Origin of the sequence: Iningainema tapete BLCC-T55 (assembly GCF_014698965.1) — a bacterium.
In the GTDB taxonomy this organism is placed as follows: domain Bacteria; phylum Cyanobacteriota; class Cyanobacteriia; order Cyanobacteriales; family Nostocaceae; genus Iningainema; species Iningainema tapete.
In genome coordinates this window covers 128,167-145,062 of the sequence record NZ_JACXAE010000118.1, presented here as the reverse complement: position 1 = coordinate 145,062, position 16,896 = coordinate 128,167, and the positions used below count along the sequence as shown (strand labels likewise).

Here is a 16,896-nt window from a genome sequence, read left to right as displayed (position 1 = left end):
CAACCTCAGTTGTACCCTGACTTTTCATCGCTACTCCACCCAGTACTTTGTGCGTTCCACAGCATTCTTCCAAATGGTGAAGTTAGCTTGGGCTTGACTAACCCCTACACCAGGTTCAAAAACCCGCTCTATCTGGCGTTGACGTACCAATTCTTCATAATTATGCCAAAATCCCGCAGCAATACCAGCAGCAAATGCAATACCTTGTACAGTCATTTCCCGCATTACGGGACGTTCAACTTTTATCCCCAACACATCTGCTTGGAACTGCATGAGGAAGTTGTTTTCACAAGCACCACCATCTACAGCTAATTTCTGAATGGGAGCATTGCCAGATGCATCGATCGCCTGCACAACTTCTTTGACTTGGTAAGCGATCGCTTCTAGTACAGATCTTACCATATGCTCTCGTTGTGTGAGAGCTGTAATTCCGAAAAAGGCTCCTCTGGCGCTCATATCCCAATGTGGTGCGCCTAACCCGTTCAATGCTGGCACAAAGTATACCCTACCATTGTCAGCAACCTGAGTTGCCATAACCTCAGTTTCGGCAGCTGTGGTGATTAACCTGACCGCATCGCGTAGCCATTGAATACAAGCTCCACTAGTAAATATACTGCCTTCTAGGGCATAGCCTACATCTAAAGTACCGTTGTTGTTTTTAGTCCATGCTATGGTACTTAGCAGTTGATGTTGGGAGCGGACAATCTCAGTTCCAGTGTGAGCAACTAAAAAGCTACCAGTACCGTAAGTACATTTCATTAAACCAGGGCGATCGCAACCGTGACCAAATAAAGCTGCTTGCTGATCGCCTAAAATGGCAGTGATGGGAATTTCCACGCCTAGTAAATTAGCACTGGTAACTCCAAATTTTCCTAAGCTTGGTTGAATCTGGGGCAAAATATGAGCAGGAATTTTGAATAAGTCCAGAAGCGTCTCATCCCATGCACAAGTTGTCAAGTTCATTAACATTGTCCGGCTGGCGTTGCTATGATCGGTGGCATGAATTCCACCTGTAAGTTTCCACAGTATCCAAGTATCAATTGTCCCAGCAAGAACATTGTTCAAGTCAACACCTGTCAAGTCGAGCAACCATCTGAGCTTTGTGGCTGAGAAGTAAGCATCAATGACTAACCCAGTGCGATTATATATTTCCTGAGCATAGCCAAGTTCTCGCAGTTGATCGCAAAGTGGAGCAGTGCGACGATCTTGCCAGACAATGGCGTTGTGCAGTGGTTGCCCTGTTGTTTTGTCCCAGAGCAGACAAGTTTCGCGTTGTACGGTTAGTCCAATTGCAGCAATTTCATTTGGTTTAACTTGGGCATTGGCGATGGCAGTTTGTATTACCCAGCAGGTATCAGCCCAAATTTCTTGTGGATTGTGTTCTACCCATCCTGGTTGAGGATAATGCTGCTTTAGTTCTTTATATGCCTGCCCAACAATCTTGCCTTCTGGGTTAAACAAAAAGGCGCGGTTACCTGTAGTACCTAAATCTAATGCCAAAATATAACTCACGGTTGTCCGTATATTACCAAATACCTGCATAGCGTCAACAGTTTACCTTTCGCAAAAATTACTCCAACCAAAAAATTACTTATATTTATGGTAATATTTCGGACTGAATCCTGGGAAGATGGTAAGTGATCGCATCCCTTTCCTGGTGATCGCTCAATACAGTAAAACAGCATAATATAATGAAACTGTCAAGACGTAAAAGCATTTTTACCCTCACCACTATCTTAATCATCTTTGGTTTTGGCAGCGATCGTCAATTATTGAGAAAGAAGTCTTCTCAAGGTTATCAGAAGAAAGAACTGGCGATCGCACCTGATGTGTTGCCAAAATATAACATTGACAAAGAGCGAATTTATCAGAATTTTCTCAAAGCGGCTCAAGGTGGCTCTGAAGGCAACCCAGCACTTTTATATCAAGGCATTCAGACATCTCCATACAAAAAACAAATTAACTCATATCCTACTCGTTTAAAACTGAAACCTAATGGAAAAAATTTAGTGGATTGCATAGAAGCTGACGCTACATTCAATTCTTATCCAATCGTTGGCAAAATTCCAACAATTGACGAAAACAGTCTAGATTTTCTTCATCATGATATTAAAGAAGCATGTATTTGTCTAGGTAGCTTTTCTGAGGGAGAATTCAAGACGAAATGGTTAGGAAGAAATGCACTAAGTAATCAGGAGTTTTGGAGTGCTACTAAGTTTATACCTATTCTCAATGTTATCTATTTACTACACAAACATCAACCGAATATAGATATTGATTATTATAAAATAAGCGGGATAGACCAGCAAGAAATGCCAAGAAGTTTTAACATATATGAGTTAGCCAGAGATATAGTTAGCTATGAAGAAAATATTGCCACATCAAACGCTTTAGCAGAAATTTTTAAGAGATTTTCTTCTCAAATAGAATTAGAAAATTGGCTAAAAAGTATTACAGGTAATAAAAACTTGATTTTCCGGGGTGATTATGGAGAAAAGGTTTTAATTGAACAACCAAAAGTAACAGAACGAAACACAGAAAAAACCATATTAATGGCAGATACAGAACCAATTAATCCTAATTGGACAGATAATACTATATCTGCCTATGATTTAACAAGAATGATCTCAATGCTAGGTTGGCACAATTATATTCCTGCAGAATCGCGGCTACCAGGAGTGAAGTGGAAAAACCTGGAAAGTGTCATCACAGCGATGGGAACTGATTCAGCACGTTTGACAGATTTAGCAATCAAAGAGTTAGGTTTACAAAATGACCTCGATTCTGTAGTCATTCTCTCAAAAATTGGCAATGGGACAACAATTTTAAGAAAGAGAACTGAAGCTGTTTATGTCGCTTTGGTACAGTTTGTTGTGCGTAACCCAAATAAGTTGAAACCAGCTAAAATGTTGACATTAAGTATGGCTTTGCGGGGAGCAAGGACGCAACAGCCAAGAGATCTCAACCGCGAAGTAGTGGAACTTGATGCGAGGATGGCAACGGAAGTAGCTAAGATTATACAAAGAGCAATCTCTTACCATAGAGGGAAAAACAATTTTTAGTGCTTATTGTGCGATCGCCTCAACAATCAAAGCAACTAAAATACTAGTGTAAACTCCCAAAAATCCCTCACGGATTCCTAAATCTATGGATTTTTTATCAGGAACTGCCACAGATAATACTCTCTCATCATCTGCATTGAATGCATCTGTTACACCATTGTTCTACTTAGACAGTTTGTCCGAGCCAATCAGCCCAATAGCCAGACATCCTGGTGGCGTGATTACGGTAAACAGTACAGCCGACGTGGTGGATGATTTTGATGGTGTGACGACTTTACGTGAAGCAATCAACTTTGCCAATGCCGATGCTACAGATGATGTAATTTTGTTCGAGCGATCGCTGTTTGCAACACCACAAACTATTAGCTTAAGTTTAGGACAACTCAGCATCACCCACAACTTAAACATTATTGCGCCCAGAGACACGTTAACAGGTGGAAACTTGGTGACAGTAAGTGGTAACAATACTTCACGAGTGTTTGAGATTAGCTCTGGTGCAACAGTAGATATCTCCGGACTAATTATCGCCGATGGCAATGCAACCAGTGATGGTGGTGGAATCAAAAACAGCGGTATCCTGAACATAGACAGCAGCATTGTGCGCAATAACTTTGCCCAAAATGGTGGCGGAGGCATTTCCAACTCTGGTGGTGCAACCCTAACGGTGAGCAATAGCACTATTATCAACAACTTAGCAAGGCGCACCTACGATATCTACGTTTTAGGCGACGGTGGCGGTATTTTAAATAGTGGCGACAGAAGCACCGTTAAAGTGAGCAACAGCACCATCAGTAATAACCAAGCTGGCAATAGGGGTGGTGGTATTTATAACAGAGGCATTATAGGGTTAGGTAACAATACCAGTACTTCTATTACTAAGATTGAGGTAAATAATAGTACTATTACCGATAACTCGGCAGGTATCTACGGAGGTGGTATCTTTAACGGCATCGACGATTCTGGCGGTGAAAGTTTTACTAACAGCATCTTAGCGGTGAATAACAGTACTATTAGCGGTAACTCGGCAAGATCCGGCGGTGGTATTGCTAGTTCTGGGCGTGATTCAGTTTTAACGGTAAGCTACAGCACTCTAAGTAGTAATAGGGCAGTTAACGGCAATGGCGGTGGTATTGAGCACGGTGGCAATTTTAGCACTGTCGAGGTAAGTAACAGTACGATTAGCAGTAACACGGCAGATAATGTTGGCGGAGGTATCAATAACACTGGTTATTCAAATACTTTAAAAGTAATTGATAGTACTCTGAACAGTAACTCGGCAAGATCAGGCGGTGCTATATATAACTTTCGTGGTAATCTTGAAGTAAGTAATAGTACGATTAGCAATAATTCAGCAACCTCTCCATCTTTACCTGGTTCAAGTACGGGCGGAGGTGGTATTTATAATACATTTGTACTCAATATCGCGAAAGTGAGTAACAGCACCATCAGTGGTAATACTGCTGTCGGTTCGGGTGGAGGCATCTATAACGCTAACTCTGGACGCGATCGCCCGATTGGCTTGGAAATAAACGACAGTACCATCAGTGGCAACAAAGCAGGCGAGAACGGTGGCGGTATATATAACCGCGAAGATCCTTTCTTTTACATCTCTAGTGATGCCATCCTAAAAGTAAACAATAGTACTATCAGTGGTAACTCTGCTGGTAATAATGGTGGTGGCATTTTTAACAGGCGCATTAACCTAGATCTGGTTTTTAGTACTCTTACCCTGAACCAAGCTGCTAATGGTGGAGGCGTATTCAATGATGATAGCGGTTCTGCCTCTGCGCGGAACACGATTATTGCCGGAAACCTACTGAGTGCGAATGGTATCAACCCTGACGTATCTGGCAACTTCACAAGCTTGGGCGACAATTTAATTGGTGACAGTACAGGCAGTACTGGATTTGGTGCTACTGGAGATATACTGGGCAGTCTCACGCTAAGCTAAGAGGTCGGATAGCAAATAGCTACCACTAGGAGAAATGTTTTATGATCGTTGTCCACCATTTAAACAACTCGCGATCGCAGCGCGTGCTGTGGCTACTGGAAGAATTAGGTATCGAGTACGAAATCAAATTCTACGAACGAGATCCTTATACGATGCTCGCACCAGCATCACTGCGCCAAATTCATCCTCTTGGCAAATCACCAGTAATTACAGATGCCGACCTCACCATTGCTGAATCGGGTGCTATCATCGAATACATAGTAAATCGCTACGGTAACGGTCGGCTAATTCCAGCACCTAGTACGCCAGAGCGTCTGCGCTACACCTATTGGCTGCATTACGCCGAAGGCTCTGCAATGCCACCGCTGCTGCTTAGACTAATCTTTGAACGTTTTGGAGTAGGGGACAGCGAAGCTATGAGCGCATTCATTGCACCCCAAATCAAACTTCACTATGATTATATAGAAGGCGAACTCAGTAAAAGTACATGGTTTGTAGGTGAGGAATTTACAGCCGCTGACATTCAAATGAGCTTTCCCCTTGAACTGCTAGCTATGCAAGCAGAACAAATTGAGAGCCGTCCAAAGCTTAAAGAATTTCTCAGTCGCATCCATGAGCGCCTGGGTTACCAACGTGCGCTTGCTCGTGGAGGTAAATACGACTTTGCCAACAGTATTCAATAATTCTCGTATTACTAATTCCTCAACAAGAATAGCGTTACCATAATTATAGGTAACGCTACTCATTTTTATTAAATTCAGGGATAATAAATAATCAAATGCGTTCCCTGAGTCTTATGATTAATTAACGTAATTTAAGTTCTTAAACAGCAGATCTGCTGGTAATCAAGTTCCAAATGAAAACAGCAATAATTGCACCCAAAACTGCTACTGCTACACCAGGAATACTTAGAGTAGGAGCGGCAAGTGCGAATTGTCCAGTACTAAAGAATACACCCAAGCTACCACCAACAAAAGCACCGATAATTCCTAAAAGAATTGTGCCTAAAAATCCACCACCTTGATGACCAGGGTAGATAGCTTTAGCAATAGCACCAGCAATTAAACCTAAAACAATCCAAGCAAGAATGTTCATTTTTGTTAACTTAGTTAATGTTTCCTGTTGATGTCTACACAATAACAATTCAAACAGTAGGAGCTAATCTACCTTCAGAACTAATTAGTATTTATCCGAAGAAATACTTGAAAAGGAAATACTATACTTTCTTAAGATATACATCTAAATGTAGGGAATCAAAAATGCTGAAAAAGCCTCTATTCGGACTTTAACTAGGGGCAGATAAAATTATTTTATCAAGTGGAGCGATCGCACTAGACACTGATAGTTCTGATCGAGATGCTTATTGCTAAGCAAGTCAGAGGAATTCGGAATTATACAATCTTAATTCCAAATTCTTTTGACGCTTACTTAGTTATCTAACAAACTCATCAATGCCTCAAATTGAGGATCTGGCGATAACAACTGATGTAAACTTGACAATTGACTTTGTAACGCTTCAGCTACGTGAAGCATGTTCAATTCTTGCGCAATCTTGATCTGTCGTTCTTTGATATTTATTTGTCGAAGTAGGCTGTCTTCTATATGTGTTGAATTGTAATCTTGAACAATCATATTTGTAAATTTTTGTTAAAAATTACAGCAAGGAAAAATTAACTTTAGCACGATTGTATCAGAAATGTGTTTTACTTCAACATAAAATATGAGTTTCAATCAGTCAGGCGATCGCATACTGAATAACCACACTGGTATCAACAACACATGCTGACATTAGCGATCACGATCCTCCCTTTCAACGAAACACGAGATAGTAACGAAGAGCGAACGTGCGCGGTATAATACATAATTAGTAATTTATTCCGCAAAAAATTCCTCCAAAATAGGGTAAAGTTTAACTGCAATATTTTCAATTCTTCTACCCAATACTGAGGGAGGATGAATGTTCTCTAATTGCAATGTATTCCAAGACAAGTAGCCGACAGAATCATAAAAAAGTAAGTATTGGTCGTCATTCCATCTAGTGTTAATAGTTAATAACTTTGGCTGACTGCGAAAATCTACATCAAAAAGTATTGATTCTTTTTGACATAATGGGTCGGGAATAATGTTTAATGTTTGCTCTATGTTTCTATTACCTTGAAAATGGAGACAAACTTCTTTATTTTGATTTTGCCAATACCTAAAGTTAAAATTATAATGAGGAAAACTCTGTGCGGCAATAAGAGCGAGCGCTGTCTCCAACTCAAAAGAAAAAGAGAAGTCCGTGAGCACTTCTACCAAATAGAATTCTTGTAGAAATGGATAAAATGTTCTTGCCAAATATTCAAATTTGTCTCCAACAGAAGAAGGCTTACTTATTTTCAGTCCGGAGCCATTACGCCACTCATAATTATTATCTGGAGTGTAAGTTAAGTGTACCATTCCTTCATGTGAGTATCCAGAAACAATTAGCGTTTTGAGCTTGGGATAAAATTTGATTCTAAAATTATCTCCAAAATATCTTGGATTCTTACAAGTAATAGACAAGTTACCAATGCCAATTTCTTGAGCTATGATCTGAAACTGAATATTGGGGAACACGGCATTGGCAATTTTAGCCGTAGCTGCCTCGAAATCACTGTTAAGTTCAAAGTTCATCATTTTTTGTTCCAATTTAAAATTGCTCAAGTACTGTTGTGTAATTTTAAAGAGGTTGTGGACTTAACCTGGATAATAGGAGGTCTGAACCCCTATATCATCCTAGAGTTTTAACATATAACTTTGGTAGGATGATCATCTTTCTTTAGAAAGATTTTTTAATTAACTCACAAAATTTCTTGTGTAAAACAAAGATTACTTAAATACCCAAAATGTAGTATCAAATAATACTAATACGCAAAAATATATCTTATAGAGATACGACATCTCCTATTTCTACATTAGATGTCGTTTTTAAAGAGAGTTTCACTTGGCATTGCATTTAGGTAATCCATCAAAAGCTACATAATTGAACAAATGTTTAATCTAGCTCTTAATAGCTGCAAGATAAAATAACTTATGCACATAGCAAAAGAAGCTAGTCAGAAGTAGAGTGGGTACTGCTAGCCCTTTTAATGCGAACAAATGTACTATTTTAGAATCGGCTGAAAGTCCCGGACAGTATAGAGTCTCTTGTGTGACTTCAATGTATCCTCAACAATATGTAAGTAGGTAAAATTAAGTAGAAAATAAACTCTACGTTCGTAGTACCGTGACGCTCAGGGTATATGCAAAAGTGCAAGCTCTAGCAAGACTGACTATTTTCCAGCCCAGTATATTTAATGAGTTTAGTTGTGTGTGGAATTCAAAAATTAGTTCATGCCGCTTACACTCGCTCCTAGCCACAAACCTAATTGTGAGTACGAAAGCAGTCTATAAATTTATTAATGTGTTTAGCTCAGAGTCGTTTAAAAAGCTTTTTGGAAACATACTTTTAACTTCTTAAAAGCTAGTAAATCGATTGTCGAAGCGCAAGGCTAGATTTTCAATTCAATCATGAGAAATTTTCCTAGTGACTCAAGCCCCAACGGTAAAACCTCATAGCCTTGCGCTCCCAACTCCTTGTTGTCAACCCGTTAAATAATGTTTATTTGCTAGCCGCAAGAAGTTCTGACAATTGTGCATGTGCTAACACAACATCAGGTTCACGCTGGAGCGCAGCATAGTATTTTCTGGCAAATGCATTACCTAATTCTGATGGCGCAATGAGCGTGCGGGCGTTGGCAATCAGATTTTGGGCATCTTCGTGCGAAACAGGTTCATCTGCCGAAAGTATTTCATCAATTTTGACAACAAGTTGAGAAATACGATGTAGCCAAGCAAATTGTTCATGCTCCAGAACGAGATGAAGGAGTTCTCCGTTCGATACTCGTCCATGTTCCTGTTCGTAAATGATGCGTTCTGTATCAAGTAAACAGGAGTGCATACGTAGCAACTTGTTGCGCAAATCCCGCAGATATTGGTGTTGACTTATTCGTCCTTGAAGTGTATTAGAAGTCAATGGAACTTATCCTCCCGTTATGAAAGTCTTCAATGGCTTGAATGATTTCTGCCTGATGAAAGTCTATTTAGCTCAATTCAAATTTGAACGGCAAGAAACTAGTTGTCTACTTAACTCAAAACTAAGTGGTTACATTCTTTGTCACAGCAAGCCGCTATTAAGATCATTTTAGATAGATGTCGCATATAGTTATTGTAAGCCGAACTCAGCAATAAAATATAGAGCTTTCACCACTAAATGCGAGTAAAAACCGCCTGCATGCGTTCTGAGTCTTTGAATTTCGTCAAAATCTAACTTCAAAGTGTGAAAAAGTTCCGCTAATCATAATTTTAGCTGTTGGATGAGGAGGAACTCACAGTAGAAGCAACAACGGCGGCAGTAATTCCAGCGTTTACTGCCGCCTGCACACTCGCTACAGTTTCTGAAACCGCGTTACCTACTAATTCACCACTGACAATTTCTGCAATTCTTTGACGAGCTTGTTTTCGTTCTTCAGGTGCAAACAGGTAATTAGTGAGGTTGCAAGCTTTGATGAGGCTAATTAGCGAGACAGTTCGTGAATCGAGTTTAGTTTTATTAAGGACACTACTACGTACCCTATCAACAATAACATGTTTTGCTCGAGGATTAATCATAGTATAGCGCTGGACAGAAAATAGTCCTAATACTCGGTGTTTTTCCTGCTTGAGAACACCTAACTCAACCAAGTTACTCAGTACCGCGTACTGAAATCCTCTAAACTTACGCACCAAATGGGTTACCCAAAAGCGAGCGTCTCTGTTCCGTCGAGCCGTCAAAATCTCATTTAGACAGTCATCAAAAAATTCGTCGCCTGTGGTAGTGGCATTAACAACGAATAGTTTCCCATCTTCACTAATAAGCTTTCCTTGCAGAACAAGTTCCAATAACACAGCACCTATCAAGCCATAGGGTAGAGATTGAGTTGCTGATGATACAATACTTCCTTTTTCATCGTGAACCGCTAGGAGCATCAACTCTTGTGCAATATACTGCATTTTTTGACTCCAATCGTACACCTGATCCGATCTTAGTCATCTTTTGCACAAATTGGCTCACCTGATCGAATGAGATCACCCATGATGAAAATCAAAGGGTGGGCAATGCCCACCATTCGCTATTCAATTACCCATTGACACTGAAGCTGAGATTGCTCGTTCAGTATCCATTTAGCCATTAAATTAGGCTTTTTTTGTGTTGTTTGAACATCGATTAATGATGTTTGAGCTTCTTGTGTTAAGATTGTACTCTTTTCATAGGTTGATTGTATAGTAATTAATGCACTCATGATTTGCTCCTTATTAATTATGATAAATAGTTGGTTAAAACACTGTAATGCAAATATTTTTAGAACAAAATTATGCTTCTCTTTGTGCTTTTCACCTATGAATATAATTTAATTTAAATATTCTCTTGGCGCAGTATGAAAATGTCATAAGGAGTCATGACTTTTGCAGTAATTATTTTGTAAACTTAAGTAAACAAGTTAGTAAAAGTCTGAAAAAGTGAGGTTGAAGCTTGTGCGGTTGTACTAATCCCCTTTTGTTGACCTTTTTATAGTAAAATTACCCTGTAAATTTCAGTACTTATAAGAAAGAATCATGAAAAAACTACTAAAACAACTCACGCTACCTATTACTCTGTCAACCTGTGTTGCAAGTACTTTTTGCTTACCTGCCTCTGCTTGCCATGAGACGGGCTTGTACCAAAATTTAATGAGGTAGGCGCGATCGCACGAGTCATACTACCATGTAATCGCGCACAAGAAAGCTAATCGCAGTTATACGATCCTTTTTTTAACAGTCCGTAGAGACTTATAACACCTAGTCCAATAATTGTACTAGCTTCGGGAACTGAAGTAGGAGGTTGAGGAGATGGAATGGATGCTACTAAACCCCCAAATCCAAACAATTCTGGTTTAGGGTTGTTATTTCCGATCACATAAGATAAGCCACTAGTAGCGCCTAACGGATATCTAAAGCTACGTACATCAGTTAAATCGTATAATGCAAATTGACCCCAATACTGTCTTTTATCGGCGAAAAAATCTGACAATTCGTTTAATTCTATCAAGCCATTTGCGTTGGTATCTTCCCCTGTAAAGTAATTTAACCCAAACGGGTAGATTCCTGGACTGTAAAACGTAAAAGTCGCAGCTTGAGCTGGTTTAGTTTCTAGCGTTGCAACCCATAGAACAGCAGTAGCGATCGCCAGTACTATTTTTCTGTACATACTAATTAATACCTGCAAAATTCTTCCACATAAGTAGTTTTCCTTAAATTATTTGTGAATTTGATAAAGTTTCTGACTATAAATCGAAAAATATGTAAATTTTAGATAAAAATGAGATATTCTCATTGTGTCCTTTTTGCTCATTCACTGAAATATTATTTTTGTGGAAGCAGGCATCCCTGCCTGCTTTAATCTGAGTAGGCAAGGATGCTCAGTAATCGCCCCCTAAATCTCAGCATCCTTGACATTTAAAACCAGCAGCTTAATTTCAAACAGCGCCCTCCGCATCTTTGCCCAGGCTGCATAGGTTTGAGATTTGGTACGATCTAAAGAGTTAAGCTTTGCAAGGTAAGATTCCGTATCTGAATTTCCACTCACATAGCGCATGGAATATACCTGAAATTGTTGCACTGCTCTAGCAGCCACAACTTGACTAGTTTGGTAGTCAGTGCGGGCTTCATCAAACTTCACTAAAGCTTGAGCTACCTTTTCCCGGATTGTTTCTGCCAACTGCGCTCTAGAACGTTGAAGTTCGGCAACTTTAACGCTAATATCAGAGATGGTGATCGCTCTTGTCTGCGCCTCTGCATTCCCACCCTGCGTTCCCTGAAACAAAGGCACGCCAATCACGCGCAACAATCCATTAATGATCCCCAAATCGCCGCGAAAAATTGCGGCAATATTATCCAGTAGCCCTGGTGTTTTCGCTTCTGTACTCGTTGATGTTGGTCCCAGCATATACTGCAAAGCAGGAGTCAGGATAGATAATTTAATTGAGCGCTGATTTCGAGATTTAGCTTCCTCAATCTTTTGGTTGGCTTCTTGAATACGATTATCAATCTCTTTCAATAATAAGGATTGCCCTACAGCCTTTTCTTGTAGTTTTTGTAAACAATCCGCTGATGTTTCCAAGCAAGGCAGTCCACCCCGCATTATCCTCCACATATCATCATTAAATTGCATTGTTGTCAACTTATCTATATCTGGTTTAGCTTCATGGTTTTGTTGCGTTTTTGGTACAACTGAATCTGCTTGTTCTTCAACTTGTTGCTGTTCCTCTTCACTGCGCTCTTGTTGCTCTTGATTATCTTGCTGTTCATCAAGGATAATTTCGCCTTCAGTTGATGGTGTTGTTGGTTTTATTGGTGTGGGTTGGGCTATTTTTATCTGAATCGCTAAGACGCCTTCGCAAAGCGTCTCGAAGAGAAGGACGCCAAGAATAAGATAGGTAGATTTGTAGGGGTTTGAGAGTAATAATGATAGTGTTGGTTTAACCATTTTTGGTGATGCTCCTGATTGATAGTTGTCCTGTGGCAAATTGTTCGCCTATTTTTTGAATTACGTAATTTATTGGTGCTACCTCCAACTTGATTGTGTTTTGTGTTTTACTAATAAAAGGAAATTGGTGAGGATTTCGGATAATTGTGATGTTATCTGCGTCATCAATGGAAATTTCTCCACTCACAAAAGCTTGGGTTCCAGTACGATTAAAGGGTGCGAGCTTTTCTCCTAGTTCTTCCTCTTCTAGTGTTAGTGACTCAATATTGGTAATCGCATTTGCACCTACATCTGCTGTAATTTCTTTAATTAATATCTGTGTGTCTGGTTCTGTGCTAGCTTTGTATAATTCTCCTGTCTCTGACTGCACAATAAAGCCAGTACCATGAGCCTGGATAATTGTGTATTTTCCATTAACAGGAACGCGATCGCTACTCCTGACTCCTTTGATCTGAGCCTGAATTAGATGGGTCGAACCATCTTTGTTATAGACTTGCTGAACACCCGATGGGCTGGCGAGGAATCGGTTGAACTGAGTTAGTAATCCGCCACTATTATTGATGTTAAAAACCGCCAGAGCAAGCGCCAAGAGTACAACTAAAATACCGTACTCAGCGTTGCTCCCTGTGCGCAGGCGTAAATTCCTATTCCCAGGGCATACACAGCGTACACTATTGGGCCAAAACATCTCCACTCCACCACGAGTAAAAGCATCAGCAAACCAACCGAAGAAGTAACCAATGGTAACTGCATGAGCGATTTGCATCCATCTATTACTGATAAAAAATGCCACACCGTAGCTAACTGCTGCCACAACACCTGTTGCGACAAAGCTGTGAGTACAACTACGATGAGGCATTCGTTTTTCCAAGTAAGCACTTACCCACGGCAATACTCTACCTGCGGGAGAAGTGGAGATGTCTATATCAGGAAGTAAACCTGCTGCAGCGGCTATGGCAATAATTGTTGGGCTAGCAGTTCCCAATAAAAGTGAACCAGCTGTACCGCTAATGAGCATGTGGTTTATTCCGATCATCGGCGAATCCTCATTTTGGTACTCCTCCTTGACGACGTAATTGTTTTAGCTAAAGACGAAATTTGTTCTCAAAACGGTGAGCATCATCGATGATGAAAAATGCAGTATTATTGTCAAAATATGATGCGATCACCCGTTTTAACTGCTCGGCTGTTAATGCCTTACCTTCTACTTTTGTTCAACCAAAAAGAGAAAAGTATGAGTGCAAAACCAACTACTGAAATAACTACCAGTGATACTTCATTAACTGCAACAATTACACTGGTGAAAAATAACATTGGCAACCCAACCCTAGCAATAGTTATGCCTCTGTTGGTTTCTGTCCCACAGCCTTTTGTTTGGCTCGTGCAAACAGGATCTGAGCCAGAGCCTTTGGGTTAGCGCTTTTATGCGCCGCCTCCCACTCTTGCTGAGATTGTTTCCTACTTTGTCGCACCATCTCAATTATTTCTGGATTGGAAAAATTCCCAGTATAGGCGAAATAATCAGCTAATTTATGAATTGCAAGGTTCTTTATTAAGCCAAAATGTTCTGCCTGTGCGATTATTACCTTTAACTCTTCATCTGTGTATTGCTGCAATATTGTTTCTAGTGGTGGTATTTCTAATTTTTTGCCTATTTCTGATAAGATTTCTTCTTTTTTATTTATTTCCACTGATTCTTCTGGTAAGTGCATAATAGATTCTTGCTCCACGTATTGCGATGCTGTTTCTAATGATGGTAATTCTTCAGGTGGTGTTTGTTCTTCTGTCAAATTTTCATCAGAGACTGTATCAGTTACTGGCTCATCAGGTTCACTAGGTGTTGGTTTACGATAACCGTCTTTCTTTCCTGTACGTAGGATATGCTGATGCAAACCATCCATATCAGCTACTTGCTCTTTATTATACAGAGCAGGCGCTCCACCATTTGACGGCTTGATATTGAGTAATTTCAAGCGAGCGCTTACTGCTGGTTTCTTAATACTATAGCGTTGCATTAAATCTTCAAGTGTTTGGAACTCAGACTTATCCATTGAGTCTCCAGTAAATTTACTTAAGTTATCAGTCATTAAATTTCCTCTGGTGGTTAGATTTCTTTGCGATTCTATAATAAACAAATGCATACAATTTCCTATACTGTGTAACTTCGGCTTTATGTTTAAAGATTCTGTATGGATAGGCTTGTCGGGTCGGCGATAACCGAGTGGTAACAACTCTTTGATGAAAAAGTAAGTACTATAATGTAGCATTTAAGACTCAAAAACTCAATTTTACAGCTATTTTCTGGTAAATAAAAATTTTTTGTCTCACGCATAGACGCGGAGCGGCTTCCCGGAGGGTAGGCGCTCAGACGCTAAGAAGAACGCTAAAAAATAGTGAAAACTGCTGTAATGACGGTGAGTGAGTTATGTGGAGGCATTGCTTTTTCAAGTAAATGCGGCGTCATTGCCCACCACTTCTGAATTTTTTGTGCGCTTGCGCCCTACTTACGTATGTTTCAAAAATTAAACAGGATTACTATACCAAAATTGTTGTAACGTGAAGCGCTCGTAATTTAAACTCAAAAATGCTAAAGTTTTGTTTCTTTTTATAAAAGTTTATTGCAATATAGCCAGCATTAATCGTTCTTTTTTCAAATTCTCGTCATCCGGTAATGTTTTGTTAGTAAATGCTGATAATCCCTGAAAATAAGTGTTTATCAAGCGTCATAACTACCTTGATATGTTGTAAATATTTTGTATCCTGGTAATACTAGCGCGATCCCCATAGAGGTGTGAATCATACCAGGATATTTGTCAGGATTGTCATCAGGTACACTTCCACCGATACGGATATTCAAATATGGTGACAAAAAATAAAATCCTGGTATTAATAAATCTATACTGTAAGTAATAGCTCTAAGTTGATTTTTTCTATTCGTTAATATTTGTTTAATCATTCTCCTGAATCTTTAAATTTCCAATTAATGCTTGAGGAAGCGCATTTTCTTGGCGTAGTTTTTGCATTTGCGCTTCGCGCTTCTGTTATCGATTTTTTAGTTGTTTTCTTCCCCCAAGCGTTATAACGTGGTTGAGCTTCCTCTGATGGTGCAATGACATTATTGATAAGTTGTATTAACACCACTATCTCCACAGAAGTATTTTTAAAGTTAGTAGGCGTTTGAATTTGTAATATGCCATCTGTCCCAATTTGCGCTTGCAGTTTTATCGTTTCCATTTTAGTTTTAAGTTAATAACGTAACAATTTACATATTTTTTTACAAGGCTATTTTTATATAAAAAATATTTTTTTTAGGAGTACCAGTTTACGAGAGTAGAGACGCTAAAGCTTAAATTGCCTGGGGTAATTATGTGAAAGTAGGCAATGAGATTATACCATAATTAGTAAATTTAAGCAACTATTAGATGCAGCTAATGATCGTCCTGTGGAGCCAGAAGCAGAGGAAGTTACCGAGCCATTAGTATAGGAAGTCACGCACAGTTACTATCATACTGATTCTCCAGTGGCTATACGTTGCATTAAATTTTTTTGATGTACATTTAATTGATATCTGTCAACCTTACAGCCACACTACCTGCATGGGCAGGTAATCATAGCTGCTTGTGCAAGATTCGGCGGTGAAGTGCTTGTCAAAAAGCTGATCTTCAAGGAGTGCAAGTCTAAGAGGTGGAGATGCTAAAGCTCAAATTGCCTGAGGTAACTACGTGAAATTTGGTAAATCCATAAAATAAATATATCTAAAGACATACTTATTACTTACGCTTGTCTTCTTACTAAGGTATGATTTTAATTAAAAATATGTTGGTGTATATTATTTTACGTACACAATCATTCTTTACACACATTTCGAGAACTTATGGCTAACCAAAAAGTTGAATTGCAATCTACAGAGTTATTTGAAGAACTGAGCGATGCTGACTTAATGACAGTCGTAGGTGGCGTATTAGGTACAGTCACAGAAGGTTTGAAAACTGTGGTTACTAATGCCACAGGTGGATTAACTAATACCACAACAGGAGCAACCCAGGATGGTATTGCTGACATTCCAGCAAGTGGTGTAAATGGACTAAATAATACTATAACAGGAATAAGCGATGATATTTTCTTCCGTTTTTAAGGATTTTACTGTTATTGTACAGGTAGAAAAAACTACTCCTATTTAAATTTTAATAGGTTGTTAGGGCTGGAGTTAAAAACTGACTTCAGTCCTAAAATTTTAGCGATGAAAATTTTGTGATTTGTAATTGATGAGAACTTGAAAGTAATGCTCATTGAGCTATTTATATAAAGTTTTAATGATG

The 16,896-nt window shown here is 39.3% G+C and carries 17 protein-coding genes; 4 read left to right on the top strand and 13 right to left on the bottom strand.

Going from position 1 to position 16,896, the window contains the following annotated elements; translation table 11 throughout:
• Positions 1–30 precede the first annotated feature (30 nt).
• Positions 31–1,542, bottom strand: a complete 1,512-nt coding sequence (glpK, locus tag ICL16_RS39015) for a glycerol kinase GlpK (protein ID WP_190836932.1) — start codon at positions 1,540–1,542, stop codon at positions 31–33.
• A 149-nt stretch (positions 1,543–1,691) separates the two neighbouring features.
• Between glpK and ICL16_RS39010 the strand changes: the two genes are divergently transcribed.
• From ICL16_RS39010 to ICL16_RS39000, 3 genes are all read left to right on the top strand, one after another.
• On the top strand, positions 1,692–3,062 hold the full coding sequence (locus tag ICL16_RS39010; RefSeq protein ID WP_190836931.1) for a peptidoglycan-binding protein: 1,371 nt from the start codon (positions 1,692–1,694) through the stop codon (positions 3,060–3,062).
• 136 nt (positions 3,063–3,198) lie between these two features.
• Entirely contained in the window at positions 3,199–5,013 is a 1,815-nt protein-coding gene (locus tag ICL16_RS39005; RefSeq protein WP_190836930.1) for a beta strand repeat-containing protein, read from the top strand.
• A 41-nt stretch (positions 5,014–5,054) separates the two neighbouring features.
• Positions 5,055–5,696 carry a glutathione S-transferase family protein gene (locus ICL16_RS39000; RefSeq protein ID WP_190836929.1) on the top strand — a complete coding sequence of 214 codons (642 nt, stop codon included), beginning with the start codon at positions 5,055–5,057 and terminating at the stop codon, positions 5,694–5,696.
• Positions 5,697–5,835: 139 nt separating this feature from the next.
• On the opposite strand, the gene ICL16_RS38995 is transcribed toward ICL16_RS39000, so the two are convergent.
• From ICL16_RS38995 to ICL16_RS38940, 12 genes are all read right to left on the bottom strand, one after another.
• Complete coding sequence (locus ICL16_RS38995; protein ID WP_190836928.1) at positions 5,836–6,108, bottom strand: GlsB/YeaQ/YmgE family stress response membrane protein; 273 nt, start codon at positions 6,106–6,108, stop codon at positions 5,836–5,838.
• A 333-nt stretch (positions 6,109–6,441) separates the two neighbouring features.
• Entirely contained in the window at positions 6,442–6,645 is a 204-nt protein-coding gene (locus tag ICL16_RS38990) for a hypothetical protein (RefSeq protein ID WP_190836927.1), read from the bottom strand.
• Positions 6,646–6,885: 240 nt separating this feature from the next.
• Positions 6,886–7,671: a hypothetical protein gene (locus tag ICL16_RS38985; RefSeq protein ID WP_190836926.1), complete on the bottom strand. Its 786-nt coding sequence runs from the start codon at positions 7,669–7,671 to the stop codon at positions 6,886–6,888.
• Positions 7,672–8,635: 964 nt separating this feature from the next.
• On the bottom strand, positions 8,636–9,049 hold the full coding sequence (locus ICL16_RS38980; protein WP_190836925.1) for a hypothetical protein: 414 nt from the start codon (positions 9,047–9,049) through the stop codon (positions 8,636–8,638).
• A 329-nt stretch (positions 9,050–9,378) separates the two neighbouring features.
• Complete coding sequence (locus ICL16_RS38975; RefSeq protein WP_190836924.1) at positions 9,379–10,065, bottom strand: GOLPH3/VPS74 family protein; 687 nt, start codon at positions 10,063–10,065, stop codon at positions 9,379–9,381.
• A 119-nt stretch (positions 10,066–10,184) separates the two neighbouring features.
• A complete protein-coding gene (locus tag ICL16_RS38970; RefSeq protein WP_190836923.1) occupies positions 10,185–10,355 on the bottom strand; it encodes a hypothetical protein in 171 nt (56 codons plus the stop codon).
• Positions 10,356–10,837: 482 nt separating this feature from the next.
• Positions 10,838–11,299 (bottom strand): hypothetical protein, encoded by a 462-nt coding sequence (locus ICL16_RS38965; protein ID WP_190836922.1) that lies wholly within the window; start codon positions 11,297–11,299, stop codon positions 10,838–10,840.
• A gap of 225 nt (positions 11,300–11,524) precedes the next feature.
• Positions 11,525–12,577 (bottom strand): TolC family protein, encoded by a 1,053-nt coding sequence (locus ICL16_RS38960; protein WP_238361148.1) that lies wholly within the window; start codon positions 12,575–12,577, stop codon positions 11,525–11,527.
• Complete coding sequence (locus ICL16_RS38955) at positions 12,570–13,613, bottom strand: metal-dependent hydrolase (RefSeq protein ID WP_190836921.1); 1,044 nt, start codon at positions 13,611–13,613, stop codon at positions 12,570–12,572. The genes ICL16_RS38960 and ICL16_RS38955 overlap by 8 nt, the downstream gene beginning before the upstream one ends.
• A gap of 301 nt (positions 13,614–13,914) precedes the next feature.
• On the bottom strand, positions 13,915–14,664 hold the full coding sequence (locus ICL16_RS38950; protein ID WP_190836920.1) for a hypothetical protein: 750 nt from the start codon (positions 14,662–14,664) through the stop codon (positions 13,915–13,917).
• Between the two features lie 629 nt (positions 14,665–15,293).
• On the bottom strand, positions 15,294–15,446 hold the full coding sequence (locus ICL16_RS46455; protein WP_238361147.1) for a hypothetical protein: 153 nt from the start codon (positions 15,444–15,446) through the stop codon (positions 15,294–15,296).
• Positions 15,447–15,529: 83 nt separating this feature from the next.
• Positions 15,530–15,811, bottom strand: coding sequence for a hypothetical protein (locus ICL16_RS38940; RefSeq protein WP_238361146.1), 282 nt, complete (start codon positions 15,809–15,811; stop codon positions 15,530–15,532).
• Positions 15,812–16,451: 640 nt separating this feature from the next.
• Here ICL16_RS38940 and ICL16_RS38935 point away from each other — a divergent pair.
• A complete protein-coding gene (locus ICL16_RS38935) occupies positions 16,452–16,712 on the top strand; it encodes a hypothetical protein (protein ID WP_190836918.1) in 261 nt (86 codons plus the stop codon).
• Positions 16,713–16,896: the final 184 nt, after the last annotated feature.